Genomic DNA, 18,207 nt, shown 5'->3' on the forward strand with positions numbered 1-18,207 from the left:
CGGTCCTCGCGGTCGGCACCCTGCGCCGCGACGAAGGCGGTCTGCGGCGGTTCCTGCTGTCGGCCGGTGAACTGTTCGTCCGCGGTGTCGCGGTGGACTTCACACCGTTCCACGGGGGTGTCCCGGCCTACCGGGACCTGCCGACCTACGCGTTCCAGCACAAGCGGTACTGGCTGGAGGACAGCGTCGGCATCGCCGAGTCGGAGCAGAACCGCTTCTGGCGGACCGTCGAGGACGGCGGCCTGGGAGAGCTGCTCGGGCTGGACCCGCAGACCCCGCTCAGCGAGGTGCTGCCCGCCCTGTCCGACTGGCGCAGCCGCCACGACAGCCGTGCCACTGTCGATTCCTGGCGCTACCGCGTCACCTGGAAAGCGCTGCCCGGCGGCGGGCCCGCCCGGTTGTCCGGCCACTGCCTGGTGCTCGTACCGGAGACCGGCCACCCCCTCGTCGACGAGGTGTGCCGGGCTCTTGAGGACGCCGGCGCCACCGTGACGCGTGCGGAGCTGACCGCCGCAGACAGCGACCGGCGGACGCTCGCGCGGCGGCTGGCCGACGTGCCCCGCCCCCTGGACCGGATCGTGTCGCTGGCCGGCCTGGACGAGCGGCCGCACCCGGACCACACCGTCGTGCCGGTCGGCACGGCTCTCACCCTCGCCCTCGTGCAGGCCCTGGAGGACGCCGGTGCCGACGCCCCCCTGTGGTGCCTGACCGGCGGCGCGGTCTCCACCGGTGACGACGACCTGGTGCCCCGCGTCGCGCAGCATCTGGTGTGGGGCCTGGGACGCGTCGCCGCGCTGGAGTACCCGCGGCGCTGGGGCGGACTGCTGGACCTGGCCACAGGCTTCGACCCCGCCGCCCTGGTGACCGCGCTGGCCGGCAACGGCGACGAGGACCAGATCGCGCTGCGCCCCGGCGCCGCGTACGGGCGCCGCCTCGAACGCGCCCCGCTGCCCGACGGCCCCGCTCCCGAGCCCTGGCGGCCCCGCGGCACCGTCCTCATCACCGGCGGCACCGGCGCCGTCGGCGGACAGATCGCCTCCTGGCTGGCCCGCAACGGGGCCGAACACCTGGTGCTCCTCAGCCGGCAGGGCGGCGACGCGCCCGGCGCCGCCGAACTGACCGCCGAACTCGAGTCCCTGGGCGCCCGCGTCACCACCGCCGCCTGCGACGTGACCGACCGCGAGCAGCTGGCCGCGATCGTCGCCGGTCTGGAAGCGCGGGGCGAGCAGATCAGGTCCGTGATGCACACCGCGGGCGCCGGCCGCCTCGTACCGCTGCCGGACACCGACCTCGCCGAATTCGGCGACACCCTGCGCGCCAAGGTGCTCGGCGCCGCCCACCTGGACGAACTGATCGGCGACGTGGACGCGTTCGTCCTGTTCTCCTCCATCTCCGCGGTCTGGGGCAGCGCCGACCACGGCGCCTACGCCGCCGCCAACGCCTACCTCGACGGCCTCGCGGAGAGCCGGCGCGCCCGCGGGCTCGCCGCCACCTCGGTGGTGTGGGGTATCTGGGCCCCGCAGGACGGCAAGGGCATGGCCGCCAACCTCGCCGAGCGGCAGCTGCGCGGCCGCGGCATCCCCTTCATGCGTCCCGCGCTTGCCATCGAGGGCTTCCAGCAGGTACTGGATCGGGACGAGACGGTCGTCGTGGTGGCCGCCGTCGACTGGGACCGCTTCGCCCCGGTGTTCACCTCGGCCCGGCCCAGCGCCCTCATCTCCGACCTGCCCGACGCCCGCGCCGCGCTGGCCGGCCGGGACGCGGACGCCGCGGCCCAGGACGAGAACCGCTCGCCCCTGCTGGACCGGCTGCGCACCCTGCCGGCCGCCGAACAGCGCGAGCTGCTGACCGAGCTGGTGCGCACCCGGGCGGCGGCCGTCCTCGGCCACGACTCCGCCGCCGAGATCGAGCCGGGTCGTGCCTTCCGCGAGCTGGGATTCGACTCGCTGACCGCCGTCGACCTGCGCGGCCGGCTGAACGCCGCGACGGGCCTGCGGCTGCCGGTCACCGTCGTCTTCGACTACTCCTCGGCCACCGCGCTCGCCGACCATCTGCGCGACGAACTGCTCGGCACGACGGCGACGCCGGCCGCCCCGGTCGCGGTCGCCGTGCCCGCCGGGGACGACCCCATCGTCATCGTCGCCGCGAGCTGCCGCTACCCGGGCGGTGTCCGCAGCCCCGAGGATCTGTGGCAGCTGCTCGCCGAAGGCCGCGACGCGATATCCGAGCTACCGGGCGACCGCGGCTGGGACCTCGGCAACGTGTACGACACCGACCCCGACCGGCCCGGCACCACCTACTCCCGGGCGGGTGGCTTCGTCTACGACGCCGGCCTGTTCGACGCGGCCTTCTTCGGCATCAGCCCGCGCGAGGCGCTGGCCATGGACCCGCAGCAGCGGCTGCTCCTGGAGACGTCCTGGGAGGCGCTGGAGCGGGGCGGCATCGACCCGGCCTCGCTGCGCGGCACCCAGACCGGCGTCTTCGTCGGCGCCGGGTACCAGGGCTACGGCGGTGACGGCGAGCGGGTGCCCGAGGAGGCCGAGGGCCACCTCATCGCCGGCATCTCCAGCAGCGTGCTGTCCGGCCGCATCGCGTACTCGCTCGGCCTGGCAGGGCCGGCGCTGACCATCGACACCGCCTGCTCGTCCTCGCTCGTCGCCGTGCACCTCGCGGCGCAGGCCCTGCGGTCCGGCGAGTGCTCGCTCGCGCTGGCCGCGGGCGCCACCATCCTCGGCTCCACCCTGTCCTTCACCGGTTTCAGCCGGCAGCGCGGTCTGGCGGCCGACGGCCGTTGCAAGCCGTTCGGCGCGGAGGCCGACGGATTCGGCATCGCCGAGGGCGTCGGCATGCTCGTACTGGAGCGGCTTTCCGATGCCCGGCGCAACGGGCACCCGGTGCTGGCCACCGTGCGCGGCAGCGCCGTCAACCAGGACGGTGCCTCCAACGGCCTGACCGCGCCGAACGGGCTCTCGCAGCAGCGCGTCATCCAGCAGGCCCTGGCCAACGCCGGGCTCGAACCGGCCGACGTGCGGGTGGTCGAGGCACACGGCACCGGCACCAAGCTGGGCGACCCCATCGAGGCGCAGGCGCTGCTGGCCACCTACGGGCAGGACCGCACCGCGCCGCTGCGGCTGGGCTCGGTGAAGTCCAACATCGGCCACACCCAGGCGGCCTCGGGCGTCGCCGGCATCATCAAGATGCTCCAGGCCATGGAGCACGGCGTGCTGCCCCGGACCCTGCACGCGGACGTGCCCTCGCCGTTCATCGACTGGTCCGCGGGCAACATCGAGCTGCTGACCGAGGCGCGGCCCTGGGAGGGGCCGCGGCGGGCCGGCGTGTCGTCCTTCGGCATGAGCGGCACCAACGCGCACGTCATCATCGAGCGGACCGACCCCGTCGAGGAGGAGCCGGCCGCGGAGGACGACGGCACCGCGCGGGCCGTGGCCTGGACGCTGTCGGGCCGCACCGAGGAGGCCGTGCGCGAGCAGGCGCGCGCCCTGCTGGACCGGCTCGACGCCGACCCGCTCGACGTCGGTTACTCGCTGGCGGTCACCAGGACGGCCTTCGAGCGCCGCGCCGTCGTCGTCGGCGCGGACCGGGAGGAGCTGGCCGCCGGCCTGCGGGCGGTGCGCGACGGCGAGGCACCCGTGCACACCGCCGACGCCGGCCGCCGCACCGTGTTCGTCTTCCCCGGCCAGGGCACCCAGTGGGCCGGTATGGCCCTGGAGCTGCTGGAGAGCGCTCCGGTGTTCGCCGAGCGCTTCGCCGAGTGCGAGCGCGCGCTCGCACCGCACATCGACTGGTCGCTGACCGAGGTACTGCGCGCCGGTGAGTACGAGCAGGTGGACCGCATCCAGCCGGTTCTGTTCTCCGTGATGGTCTCGCTGGCCGCGCTGTGGCGCTCCTGCGGCGTCGAACCCGACGCGGTGGTCGGCCACAGCCAGGGCGAGCTCGCCGCCGCCTGTGTGGCGGGCGCGCTCTCCCTGGAGGACGCGGCGAAGATCGTCGCGCTGCGCAGCAAGGCGCTCACCGCGCTCGCCGGGCAGGGCGCCATGATGTTCGTGGCGATGGCCGCCGAGCCGCTGCGCGAGCGCGTCGCCGCCTGGGACGGCCGGATCGGCGTGGCCGCCGTCAACGGGCCCGCCTCCGTCACGGTCTCCGGCGACCCGGAGGCGCTGGAGGAGCTGAGCGCCGTGCTCTCGGACGAGGGCGTCCTGCGCTGGCCGATCCCCGGTGCCGACTTCGCCGCCCACTCCCGCCAGGTGGAGGGCATCCACCACGAACTCATGCGCGTGCTGGACGGCGTGGCCCCGCGCCCGACGACCGTCGGGTTCTGGTCGACCGCCGACAGCACGTGGCTGGACGGCTCCGCACTGGACGCCGCGTACTGGTACCGCAACCTGCGCCAGACCGTCGAGTTCGACCAGGCCGTCAACCAGCTGATCGCCGCGGGCTACGACACCTTCGTGGAGGTCAGCCCCAACCCGGTGCTGGCGATCTGGGTACAGCAGGCCATGGAGGCCACCGACGGCGGAGTCGTCGTCGGCACCCTGCACCGCGAGGCGGGCGGCCTGGACCGCTTCCTGACCTCGCTGGGCGAGCTGCACGCGCGCGGTGCCGCGGTCGACTGGGCCGCCGTGCACCGCGGCGGCCGGCGGGTCGACCTGCCCACCTACCCGTTCCAGCGGCAGCACTACTGGCTCGTACCGCGCCCCCTCGAACCACGGGATCTGCCCGCCGCCGAGGACACCGACGCCTGGCGGTACCGGGTCGACTGGCGTGTCCTGCACTATCTGCCGGTCCGCCCGGCCACCGGGGACTGGCTCGTTGTCACCCCGGCGGGCACCGACGTCACCGCACACCTCGACGCCCTGCGCCGACACGGCCTCACCACCCTCGTGGTGCCGTGGGAGGCGGCCGACGACCGCACCACCGGCGCGGCACGGCTGCGCGCGGCGGCCGACGGCCGCGAGCCGGCCGGCGTGCTCTCCCTGCTCGGTCTCGCCGACCGGCCCTGGTCGGACGGCACGGTGCTGCCCATGGCGCTGCCGCTGACCGTGGCCCTGATCGGGGCCCTGGGCGATGCGGACATCGACGCCCCGCTGTGGGCCGCCACCCGCGGCGCCGTCTCCGTCGGCCCCGCCGACCCCCTGTCCGGGCCCGCGCAGGCGGCCCTGTGGGGCTTGGGCGGCGTGGCCGGAGTCGAGTACCCGGGACGCTGGGCCGGTCTGGTCGACCTGCCCGCCACCTTCGACGACCGGGCTGCGCAACGCCTGCTGGCGATCCTCACCGGCGAGTCCGGCGAGGACCAGGTGGCCGTCCGCCCGTCCGGTGTCCACTGCCGCCGCATCGCGCACGCCGACCGGTCCGCCTCCGGACGGCCGTGGCAGCCCAGCGGAACCGTCCTGGTCACCGGCGGTCTCGGCGCCCTCGGCGGGCACGTGGCCCGCTGGCTGGCCACGGCCGGCGCCGAGCACCTGCTGCTGACCGGACGGCGCGGCGCGGACACCCCCGGCGCGGACGAACTCACCACCGAACTCCGCGCGCTGGGCGCTCGCGTCACCGTTGCCGCCTGCGACGTGGCCGACCGGGACGCCGTCGCGGAGCTGCTGGCCGGCATCCCGGCCGAGACCCCGTTGACCGCTGTCGTGCACGCGGCGGGCGTCCTCGACGACGGTGTGGTCGACTCCATCACCGCCGAGCGCGCGGCCGGCGTGGCGCGGCCCAAGGCCGACGCCGCGCTGGTGCTGCACGAGCTGACCCGCGAGATGGACCTGTCCGCGTTCGTGCTGTTCTCCTCGCTGGCCTCCACCCTTGCCGGCACCGGACAGGGCAGCTACGCCGCGGCCAACGCCTACCTCGACGCGCTGGCCCTGCACCGCCGCGACCTCGGCCTGCCCGCCACCTCCGTGTCCTGGGGGCTGTGGGCCGGCAAGAGCCTGACCGACGAGGCGGTGGCCGCCCGGCTGGTCCGCGACGGCATGCCCGCCATGGCCCCCGCACGCGCCGTCGCCGCCCTGGGGCACGCCGTCGGCTCGGGCGAACCGCACGTGATCGTCTCCGACTTCGCCTGGGACCGCTTCGTCGCGGCCTTCACCGCCCTGCGGCCCAGCCCGCTCATCGCCGACCTGCCGGAGGTGGCCGCGCTCACCGGACGGACCGCCGCGCCCGAGCGGCCGGCCTCCCTGGACCGGACGGCGCTCATGGAGCTGGTGCGCACGGCCGCCGCCGAGGCCCTCGGCTACGAGGGCGCCGACGCGATCGGCCGCGACCGGGTCTTCAAGGACCTCGGCTGCGATTCGCTGACCGCGGTGGAGCTGCGCAACAGGCTGTCCGCCGCGACCGGTCTGCGTCTCCCGGTCACCCTGGTCTTCGACCACCCCACCCCGACCGCCGTCGTCGACCACCTGATGGCGGAGCTGGGCGGGCCGGAGGTCCGCACCGGGACCGCGGTGGCGCCGGCGGCCGGCGCCGCCGTCACCGACGACGCCATCGCCATCGTCGCGCTCGCCTGCCGCTTCCCCGGCGGGGTGCGCACCCCGGAGGATTTCTGGCGCCTCGTCAGTGAGGGCGGCGACGCCATCACGCCGTTCCCCACCGACCGCGGCTGGGACCTGGACGCCCTCTACGACCCGGACCCCGGCCACCACGGCACCACGTACGTGCGCGAAGGCGGCTTCCTGCACGACCTGGCCGACTTCGACCCCGCCTTCTTCGGCATCTCCCCGCGCGAGGCGACCACCATCGACCCGCAGCAGCGGCTGCTCCTGGAGACCACCTGGGAGGCGTTCGAGCGGGTCGGCATCGATCCGCAGTCGGTCAAGGGCAGCCGCACCGGCGTGTTCGTCGGCTCCAGCTACCACGACTACGGCCTGCGCGTGCGCAACGCCCCGGAGGAGATGGAGGGCTACCTCGGCATCGGCAGCGCGGGCAGCGTCGCCTCCGGCCGCATCTCCTACACCTTCGGCCTGGAAGGCCCGGCCGTCAGCGTGGACACCGCGTGCTCGTCCTCGCTGGTCGCCCTCCACCTCGCCGCGCAGTCCCTGCGCTCCGGCGAGTGCACGATGGCCCTGGCCGGCGGTGCCGCCGCGATGGCGACCCCGACGTCGTTCGTCGAGTTCAGCCGGCAGCGCGGCCTCGCCGAGAACGGCCGCTGCAAGCCCTTCGCGGCCGCCGCCGACGGCACCGCCTGGGCCGAGGGCGTGGGCCTGGTCCTGCTGGAGCGGCTCTCCGACGCCCGGCGCAACGGTCACCCGGTGCTGGCCCTGGTGCGCGGCAGCGCCGTCAACCAGGACGGCGCGTCCAACGGCCTGACCGCCCCCAACGGCCCCTCCCAGCAGCGCGTCATCCGCGACGCCCTGGCCAGCGCCCGTCTGACGCCCGCCGAGCTCGACGTGGTCGAGGCGCATGGCACCGGCACCAAGCTGGGCGACCCCATCGAGGCACAGGCACTGCTGGCCACCTACGGCCAGGACCGTGCGCAGCCGTTGCTGCTGGGCTCGGTCAAGTCCAACATCGGCCACTCCCAGGCCGCCGCGGGCATCGCGGGCGTCATCAAGATGGTGCTCGCCATGCAGCACGGCACGGTGCCCGCGACTCTCCACGTGGACGAGCCGTCGCCGTTCATCGACTGGAGCGCCGGCCGCGTCGACCTGGTCACCGAGAACACCCCGTGGCCGGTCACCGGTCACCCGCGCCGGGCCGCAGTGTCCTCCTTCGGTGTCAGCGGCACCAACGCCCACACCATCCTGGAGCAGGCCCCCGCCGACGAGCCGGCCACCGTCACCGGTCGGCGGGAGCCGCTGCCGGTGCCGCTGGTGCTCTCCGCCCGCAGCGCACAGGCGCTGCGCGAACAGGCGGACCTGCTCGACCGGCACCTCGCGGAGAACCCGGACGTGCGGCTCGCCGACGTCGGCTACACCCTGGCCACCGCCCGCGCCCACCTGGAACACCGGGCCGTCGTGCCGGACGGCGACCGCGACGCGGTCCGCGCCGCCCTGCGCTCGGCGGGCGGCACCGTGCCGCCCGCCGAGCCGCGCGTGGCGTTCCTCTTCTCCGGCCAGGGCAGCCAGCGGCTGGGCATGGGCCTGCGACTGCACCGCGAGTTCCCGGTGTTCGCCACGGCCTTCGACGCCGTCTGCGCCGCTCTCGACCCGCTGCTCGACCGCCCCCTGCACGAGGTGATCGGCGCCGCCGCCGGCTCCGCGGACGCCGGCCTGCTCGACCGTACGGCCTGCACCCAGCCGGCCCTGTTCGCCTTCGAGGTCGCCCTGTTCCGGCTCGCCGAGCACTGGGGCCTGCGGCCCGACCACCTCATCGGCCACTCGGTCGGTGAGCTGGCGGCCGCCCACGTCGCCGGGGTGCTGTCCCTGCCGGACGCCGCCCTGCTGGTGGCGGAGCGCGCCCGGCTGATGCAGGACATGCGCGCCGACGGCGCCATGGTGTCCGTGATGGCGCCCGAGGAGACGGTGCTGCCGTACCTCGCCGAGTGCGGGGACCAGGTCACCGTGGCCGCGGTCAACAGCACGGTGGCCACCGTCATCGCCGGTGCCGAGGACGCCGTGCTCGACGTCGCCGCCCGGCTCGCGGCCGACGGCCGCAGGACCAAGCGGCTGCGTGTCAGCCACGCCTTCCACTCCCCGCACATGGACGGGATGCTGGAGGAGTTCCGCCAGATCGCGGCCCGGCTGGAGTTCCACCCGCCGCGTATCCCCGTCGTCTCCAACGTCACCGGCGACCTCGCCAGCGCCGACGAGCTGTGCACCCCCGGCTACTGGGTGCGCCACGTCCGCGGCGCGGTCCGGTTCCTCGACGGCGTACGGGCCCTCGAACGGGCCGGCGTGACGGCGTTCGTCGAGATCGGCCCCGACAGCTCCCTCACCACACTGGTCCAGGACTGCCTGGAGAGCCCGGCCGTGCTGATCCCGCTGCTGCACCGGGACCGCGACGAGGCCGACTCGGTGACCGCCGCCCTCGGCCGTTTCCACGCCCAGGTGGCCACCCCCGACTGGGAGCGGGTCTTCGCGGACCGCGACGTACGCCGCGTGCCGCTGCCCACCTACCCGTTCCAGCGCGAACGCTACTGGCTCGACGACACCGCGGGCGCCGGTGACGTGACCTCGGCGGGCCTGGGCACCACCGGGCATCCGCTGATCGGCGCCGCCGTCGAACTGGCCGACGCCGACACCTATGTCTTCACCGGCAGACTGTCGCTGCACAGCACGCCCTGGCTGGCCGACCACGGGGTCTTCGGGGAGGCCCTGTTCCCGGCGACCGCCTTCCTCGAACTGGCCGTCAGGGCGGCCGACGAGGTCGGCTGCGCCCGGGTCGACGAACTGTCCCTGGCGGCACCGCTGGTCCTGCCGGAGGACGGGGCCGTCGTCCTGCAGATGCGGGTGGGCCCGCAGGGCGCGGACGGCACCCGCTCCCTCGAGGTGTTCTCCCGGCCCCAGCACGCGCTGGGCGACGAGGGGTGGACCCGGCACGCCGACGGTGTCCTGTCGCCGGGCGCCACACCCGTCGCGTCGGCCGCCGAGACGCTCACGCAGTGGCCGCCGCCGGGCGCCGAGCCGATCGACGTGACCGGCCTGTACGACCGGTTCGCCGAGAGCGGCTTCGCCTACGGCCCGGTCTTCCAGGGGCTGACGGCGGTGTGGCGCCGCGGCGACGAGGTGTTCGCCGAGGCCGCCCTGCCCGTCTCCCAGCGGTCCGAGGCCGGCCGCTTCGGACTCCACCCGGCCCTCCTCGACAGCGTGCTGCACTCCCTCGCCTTCGGCGTGCTCAGCGGCAGCGGTCAGGCATGGCTGCCGTTCGCCTGGAGCGGTGTCACCCTGCACGCGGGCGGCGCGGCCGCCGTCCGGCTGCGGCTGGCGCCCACAGGGGACAGCTCGATGTCGGTCGCCCTCGCCGACGGCACCGGAGCTCCGGTCGCCACGGCCGAGTCGCTCGCCCTGCGGCCCGCGGAGCCCGCCCGGTCCGCGACAGGCGGCGGACGGACCCACCGAACCCTGTTCCGCCCCGAGTTCACCGAGGTTCCACTGCCCGCCGCCGAAACCGTTCCCGCGTTCGAGGTGCGCGGCTACGAGCCCGGGCAGGACGCCGAGGCGGTGCGCCGCGCCACCCGGCAGGCGCTGGCCGACATCCGCGACTGGCTCGGCGAGGACCGGGCCGGGGCGAAGCTCGTCTTCACCACCCGCGGCGCGGTGCCGCCGACCGCCGACAGCGACGTGTCCGACCTCGCAGGTGCCGCCGTCTGGGGCCTGGTCCGCTCCGCGCAGACCGAGCACCCGGGCCGGTTCGTGCTGGTCGACCACGACTACGACGACCGGAGCCAGGCGGACGCCGCGGTCGCGCGCGCCGTCGTCGGAGGCGAGCCGCAGATCGCGGTGCGCGACGGACGGGCGTACGCCTACCGCATCGCGCGCGTCCCGGTGGGTGCCGCGGACGCCGCGCCGCAGTGGGAGCGCGGCGGCACTGTTCTGATCACCGGCGGCACCGGCGCGATCGGCGCCCACCTCTCCCGGCACCTGGTCACCGAGCACGGCGTCAGGCGGCTGCTGCTGACCAGCCGCAGCGGCCTGGCCGGCGAGGGCGCCGCACGGCTGCACGAGGAACTGACCGCGCTGGGCGCCGAGGTCGAGGTGGCGGCCTGTGACGTCGCCGACCGCGACGCGCTCGCCGCCCTGCTCGCCGCGGTCCCGTCCGAGCACCCGGTCACCGCCGTCGTCCACACCGCCGGTGTGGTCCAGGACGGCACCGTGGCGTCGATCACCGACGAGCAGCTGGACTGCGTCCTGCGGCCCAAGGTCGACGCGGTCCTCAACCTCCAGGAGCTCACCGCCGGCCCCGACCTGTCGGCCTTCGTGGTCTTCTCGTCCATCGCGGGCGTCTTCGGCGGCATGGGACAGGCCAACTACGCGGCGGCCAACGCCTTCCTCGACGCCCTGGCCCACCGCCGCAGGGCCCAGGGCCTGCCGGCCGCCTCGCTGGCCTGGGGCCTGTGGGCCAACGACGCCGGCATGAGCGGCCACCTCGACGAGAACGACTTCAAGCGCCTCGCGCGCGGCGGCATCATCGCCTTCCCGCCCGCGGAGGGCCTGGAGCTGTTCGACACCGCGCTCGCCGAGGACCACCCGGTTCTGCTGCCGCTGCGCCTGGACACCAAGGCGGTCCAGGCGCAGGGTGAGGTGCCCGCGGTGCTGCGGGGCCTGGTGCGCTCGGCCGTACGGCGCGGCGCCGCCGACACCGCCACCGGTACCGCCGAGGCGGCGGGCCTGGCCCAGCGGCTGTCCGGGATGACGGACGCCCAGCGCGACCGGGCCCTGCTCGACCTCGTCCGCGACCACACGGCCACCGTGCTGGGCTTCGCCGACGCCGGTGCCGTGGACGTCGACCGGGGCCTGCTGGAGGTGGGCTTCGACTCGCTGACCGCGGTCGAACTGCGCAACCGGCTGGGCGCGGCCAGCGGACTCCGACTGCCCGCCACCCTGCTCTTCGACTATCCGTCGTGCCGTGCCGTCGCCGGCTACCTCGCTGCCGAACTCGTGCCCGAACCGGCGGCCGGGCAGCTGCCCGGCCTCGCCGAACTGGAGAGGCTCACCACCCTCCTGGACGACGAGCGCTACCGCGAGGAGCTGACCGGCCGGCTGCACGACCTGCTGGCCAAGGCACGGGCGGCCGCCGGCGACGACGTCGTCGAGGAACGCCTCGACGCGGCCGACGACGACGAGATCTTCTCCTTCATCGACAACGAACTGGGCATGTCGTGACCGCCGAACAAGGTAGAGGGACAGCAGTGAACGACGACAAGCTCCGTACTTACCTCAAGCGAGTCACGGCCGACCTGCACCGCACGCGTCAGCGTCTGACCAGGCTCGAGGCGAAGGACACGGAGCCCATCGCCATCGTGGGCATGGCCTGCCGCTACCCGGGCGGTGTGAACAGCCCCGAGGACCTGTGGCGCATGGTCGCCGCCGGCACGGACGCCGTCACCCCGTTCCCGGACGACCGCGGCTGGGACCTGGAGCGGCTGTACGACCCGGAGGGCAGCCGGCCGGACAGCAGCTACGCCCGCGAAGGCGGCTTCCTCGACGACATCTCCGGCTTCGAGCCACAGTTCTTCGGTATCTCGCCGAACGAGGCGCTCGCGATGGACCCGCAGCAGCGGCTGCTCCTGGAGACCACCTGGGAGGCGTTCGAGCGGGCCGGCATCGACCCGCAGGCCCAGCGCGGCGCCCAGGTCGGCGTCTTCGCCGGCATGCAGTACCAGGACTACGGCTCCCGACTGCGCCGGGTGCCCGAGGAGGTCGAGGGATTCCTCGCCGGAGGCAACTCCGACAGCGTCGCCTCCGGCCGCGTCTCCTACGCCTTCGGTTTCGAGGGCCCTTCGGTCAGCGTCGACACCGCCTGCTCGTCGTCGCTGGTCGCGCTGCACCTGGCGGTCCAGGCCCTGCGCTCGGAGGAGTGCACGCTCGCCGTGGCCGGCGGCGCCATGGTGATGTCGACCCCCGTCGCGTTCACCGAGATGAGCCGGCAGCGGGGCCTGGCCGCCGACGGCCGCTGCAAGTCGTTCAGCGCCGACGCCGACGGCACCGGCTGGGGCGAGGGCGTCGGCATCCTCCTGCTGGAGCGGCTCTCCGACGCCCGGCGGAGCGGCCACCCCGTGCTCGCCCTGGTCCGCGGCACCGCCGTCAACCAGGACGGCGCCAGCTCCCGGCTCACCGCGCCCAACGGTCCCGCCCAGCAGCGGGTCATCCGGAAGGCGCTGACCAACGCCGGGCTGTCCCCGGCCGACGTCGACGTCGTCGAGGCGCACGGCACGGGCACCCCGCTCGGCGACCCCATCGAGGCGCAGGCGCTGCTCGCCACCTACGGCCGCGCGCACAGCCCGGAACAGCCGCTGCTCCTCGGCTCGCTGAAGTCGAACATCGGCCACACCCAGGCCGCCGCCGGAGTCGGCGGCATCATCAAGATGGTGCAGGCCATGCGCCACGGCCAGGTGCCGCCCACCCTGCACGTGGACCGGCCCACGCCCCAGGTCGACTGGGAGTCGGGCACGGTCCGGCTGGCCACCGGACTCCAGCCGTGGCCCGAGGTGGAACGGGTCCGCCGCGCCGCCGTCTCCTCCTTCGGCGTCAGCGGCACCAACAGCCATATCGTCCTGGAGCAGGCACCGGAGCCCGAGGAGACCGAACCCGCCCCCGAGGCCGACGCCGCGCCCGCCGCGGTGACCGCCCCGGCCGTCGTGCCGTGGGCGCTCTCCGCGCGCAGCCCGCAGGCGCTGCGTGCCCGGGCGGCCCAGCTGCGCGCCCTGACCGGCCTCGACCCGCTGGACGTCGGCCACTCCCTGGCCACCACCCGGGCCGCGCTGGAGCACCGCGCCGTCGTGGTCGGCGGCGGCGACGACGCCGACGCCGCGCTCGCCGCCCTGGCGGACGACGAGGAACACCCCTCCCTGGTGCGCGGCACCGTCCGGCCCACCCGCGACCTGGTCTTCGTCTTCCCCGGTCAGGGCGCCCAGTGGGCCGGCATGGCGGTGGACCTCCTCGACACCTCGCCCGTCTTCGCCGACCGGATCGCCCAGTGCGCCGAGGCGCTCGCCCCGCACGTCGACTGGTCCCTGGAGGAGGTGCTGCGCTCCGGCGACTTCGACCGGGTGGACGTCGTCCAGCCGGTGCTGTTCGCCGTGATGGTCTCCCTCGCCGCTCTCTGGCAGGCGGCCGGGGTCCGGCCGGACGCCGTCGTCGGCCACTCGCAGGGCGAGATCGCCGCGGCCGTCGTGGCCGGCGCGCTCTCGCTGGAGGACGGCGCGCGCGTCGTCGCCCTGCGCAGCAAGGCGCTGAACGCCCTCGCCGGCCGCGGCGGCATGGCCTCCGTCGCCCTCTCGGCGGAGGAGGCCCGGCACCGCATCGGACCCGGCCTGTCCGTCGCCGCCGTCAACGGCCCCTCGTCCGTCGTGGTCGCCGGCGACACCGACGCCCTCGACACCCTCGACACCTGGGACGACGTGCGTGTCCGCCGCGTCCCCGTCGACTACGCCTCCCACTCCGCCCAGGTGGAGGAGATCCGCGAGGAGCTGCTGACCACCCTCGCGGGCCTGACCCCGCGCAGCGCCGAGATCCCCTTCTACTCCACGGTGACCGGCGGGCTGCTGGACACCGCGGCCCTCGACGCCGAGTACTGGTACCGCAACCTGCGCCGGACCGTGGAGCTGGAGACCACGGTCCGCGCGCTCGGCGCGGCGGGACACGACGTCTTCGTCGAGGTCAGCCCGCACCCGGTGCTGACCTCGGCGATCGAGGAGACGGTCGAGGGCACCGTGGTGGGCACACTGCGGCGCCAGGCGGGCGGCTGGGACCGGTTCCTGCTCTCCGTCGCCGAACTCCACGTGGCCGGCGTGCTCGTCGACCTCACCGCGCTCCTCCCTGGCGGCACCCGCGTCGACCTGCCCACCTACCCCTTCCAGCGGGAGGCGTACTGGCTGGAGGACCACTCGGTCCAGCAGGGCGACGTGACCGCGGCCGGCCTCGGCTCCGCCGGCCACCCGCTGCTCGGCGCGGTCGTCGCGCTCGCGGACGCCGAGGGCGCGCTGCTCACCGGGCGGCTCTCCGTCCGCACCCACCCCTGGCTCGCCGACCACACGGTGCGCGGCGCGATCCTGCTGTCCGGCACGGCGTTCCTGGAACTCGCCGCCCGCGCCGGCGACCAGGTGGGCTGCGAACAGGTCGAGGAACTCCTGCTGGAGACCCCGCTCGTGCTGCCGGAGAACGGCGCCGTGGCCATCCAGCTCGCGGTCGGCGGCCCCGACGGGGCCGGCCGCCGCGCGGTCACCCTGCACGCGGCCCCCGACGGCACGGACGAGTGGACCCGCCACGCCAGCGGCACCCTGTCCGCCGCGCCCGTCGCCCCCGCCGCCGACCTCACCGCCTGGCCGCCGCGGGACGCCGACCGGCTCGACACCGCCGGCATGTACGACCGGTACGCCGCGGCCGGCTTCGGCTACGGCCCGGCCTTCCAGGGCCTGCGCACGGCCTGGCGCCGCGGCGACGAACTCTTCGCCGAGGTCGCCCTCCCCCACGACCAACAGGGCGCGGCCCGCCTCTTCGGCCTGCACCCCGCGCTGCTCGACGCGGCGCTGCATGTCACCGGGCTCGCCGACGCCGCCGAGGCCCGGCTGCCGTTCTCCTGGAACGGCATGTCCCTGCACGCCCAGGGCGCCACCGCGCTCCGCGTCCGTATCGCCCCCGCCGGGCAGGACGCCGTCTCCGTACACGTCGCGGACCCCGCCGGCCGCCCCGTCGCCTCGGTGGCGTCCCTCGCGCTGCGGCCGCCCGCCGAGGACGCCGTGCGAGCCCCGGGTGCCGACGCCGTCTTCCGCCCGGTCTGGACGCCGGTGACCGCCGTGCCCGGCACCGCAGGACCGGCCGGGACCGTACGCATCGAGCCCGGCGGCGACGTCCGGGCCGCGCTGCGCCGTGCCCTCGCCGAGGTGCAGCGGTGGATCGCCGACGACGAGCCGGGGCAGCTGGCGTTCGTGACCACCGGAGCGATGTCCGCCACCCAGGCGGAGGACGTCACCGACCTGGCGGGCGCCGCCGTGTGGGGTCTGGTCAGGTCCGCCCAGTCCGAGCATCCTGGCCGCTTCGTGCTCGTGGACACCGGCACCGAGGACGCCGAGGTACCGCTCGCCGCCGGCGAGGACCAGCTCGCGGTGCGCGGCGCCCGCCTCCTCGCCCCCCGCCTGGAGGGCGCCCGCTCCGACGGCGACCCGGTCGCCCTCGACGGCACCGTGCTGATCACCGGCGGCACCGGCCTGCTCGGCTCCCACCTCGCCCGGCACCTCGTCACCCACTACGGCGTACGCGACCTCGTCCTGCTCAGCCGTACCGGGCACGCCCCGGAGCTGCACGCGGAGCTGACGGGGCTCGGCGCCGAGGTCGACGTCGTGGCGTGCGACGCCGCCGACCGCGCAGCCCTGGCCACGGTGATCGACGGGCTGCGCCGGCCGCTGCGCGCCGTGATCCACGCCGCCGGCGCGCTCGACGACGGCGTCGTCACCGCGCAGACCCCGGAGCGCGTCGAGACCGTCCTGCGGCCCAAGGTGGACGCCGCGGTCAACCTGCACGAGCTGACGCGCGACCTCGACCTGTCCGCGTTCATCCTGTTCTCCTCCGCATCCGGCATCTTCGGCGGCCCCGGCCAGGCCAACTACGCCGCCGCCAACGCCTACCTCGACGCGCTGGCCCAGCACCGCCGCGCGGCCGGGCTGCCCGCCCAGTCCCTCGCCTGGTCCCTGTGGGAACAGGCCAGCGCGATGACCGGCCACCTCGACGAGACCGACCTGCGCCGCATCGCCCGCTCCGGCGTGCCGCCCCTCACCGTCGAGCAGGGCCTCGAACTGTTCGACCGGGCGCTGGCCGCCCCGGATCCGCTGCTCGTCCTGATGCACCTGGACCTCCCGGTGCTGCGCGCCTCCGACGACCCGGTCCCGCCGCTGCTGGGCCAACTGGTCCGCACCCCGGCCCGTCGGGCCGTCGCCGCACAGGACACCGCCGGGGACACCACCTCGCTGGCCGCACAGCTCGCCACCCTGCCTGCCGCCGACCGCCTCGGCGCCGTCGTCGACCTGGTCCGCACCCGCGTCGCCACGGTCCTCGGCCACGCTTCCGTTGACGTCATCGACGGCAACAGGGCCTTCCGCGACCTCGGCTTCGACTCGCTCGCCTCGGTGCAACTGCGCAACCGGCTCAACGCGGTCACCGGCCTCAAGCTCCCGGCGACCCTGGTCTTCGACCACCCGACCCCGATCGCCCTCGCCGAGCACCTCCTCGCCGAGCTCGGCGAGGGGCAGGACACGGCCGCCGCGGCGGTCCAGGCCGTCGCCGTGGACGAGCCGATCGCCATCGTCTCGATCGGTTGCCGCTTCCCCGGGGACGTCCGCACCCCCGAGGACCTGTGGAACCTCGTCGCCTCCGGCGGTGACGCCATCGCCGCCTTCCCCGGCGACCGCGGCTGGGACCTGGACGGACTGTACGACCCCGAGGGCGCCCGCCGCGGCAGCTCGTACGCGCGCGAGGGTGGCTTCCTCGCCGGGGCCGCCGACTTCGACCCCGGCTTCTTCGGGATCAGCCCGCGCGAGGCGCTGGCCATGGACCCGCAGCAGCGGCTGCTCCTGGAGACCAGCTGGGAGGCGTTCGAACGCGCGGGCATCCGTGCGCAGGACCTCAAGGGCAGCGCCACCGGCGTCTTCGCCGGTGTGATGTACCAGGACTACGCGGCGCGCGTCACCGAGGTGCCCGAGGAGATCGAGGGCTTCCTCGGCACCGGCACCTCGCCCAGCGTGCTCTCCGGCCGTATCGCGTACACCTTCGGTCTCGAAGGGCCCGCGGTCAGCGTCGACACGGCGTGCTCGTCGTCGCTGGTGGCGATCCACCTGGCGAGCCAGGCGCTGCGCTCGGGCGAGTGCTCGCTCGCGCTCGCCGGCGGCGTCACCGTCATGTCGACGCCCGCCCTGTTCACCGAGTTCAGCCGGCAGCGCGGCCTCGCCGCGGACGGCCGGTGCAAGGCGTTCGCGGACGCCGCCGACGGCGCCGGCTTCGGCGAGGGCGTCGGCGTGGTGCTGCTGGAGCGGCTGTCGGACGCCCGTCGTCACGGGCACCCGGTGCTCGCGGTGATCCGCGGCAGCGCGGTGAACCAGGACGGCGCGTCCAACGGGCTGACCGCCCCCAACGGCCCGTCGCAGCAGCGCGTCATCCGGCAGGCACTGGCCAATGCCGGGCTGAAGCCCTCCGACGTGGACGTGGTGGAGGCGCACGGCACGGGTACGTCACTGGGCGACCCGATCGAGGCGCAGGCCCTGCTGGCCACCTACGGCCAGGACCGCGACCGGCCGCTGTGGCTGGGCTCGCTGAAGTCGAACATCGGCCACACCCAGGCCGCCGCGGGCGTGGCCGGTGTCATCAAGATGGTGCTGGCGATGCGGCACGGCATGCTCCCCAGAACCCTGCACGCCGACGAGCCGTCGTCGCACGTCGACTGGTCGGCGGGCCGGGTGGAGTTGTTGACCGAGGCGCGGGAGTGGGGCGAGGAGGGTGCCCCGCGTCGCGCCGGTGTCTCCGCCTTCGGTGTCAGCGGTACGAACGCCCATCTGATCCTGGAGCAGGCTCCGGTGGAGGAGCCGGTGGAGGAGCCGGCGGTGGCCGGGGCTGC

2 protein-coding genes are annotated in these 18,207 nt (G+C 75.2%); both read left to right on the forward strand.

From position 1 onward, the window contains the following. Window positions 1–11,768: type I polyketide synthase (locus KUM32_RS32335; protein ID WP_217145502.1), on the forward strand; the 11,768-nt coding region annotated here is incomplete at its 5' end. 26 nt (window positions 11,769–11,794) lie between these two features. Further along, a partial coding sequence (locus KUM32_RS32340; RefSeq protein ID WP_217145503.1) for a type I polyketide synthase occupies window positions 11,795–18,207 on the forward strand: 6,413 nt, incomplete at its 3' end.

The organism is Streptomyces sp. AC627_RSS907 (assembly GCF_019049165.1).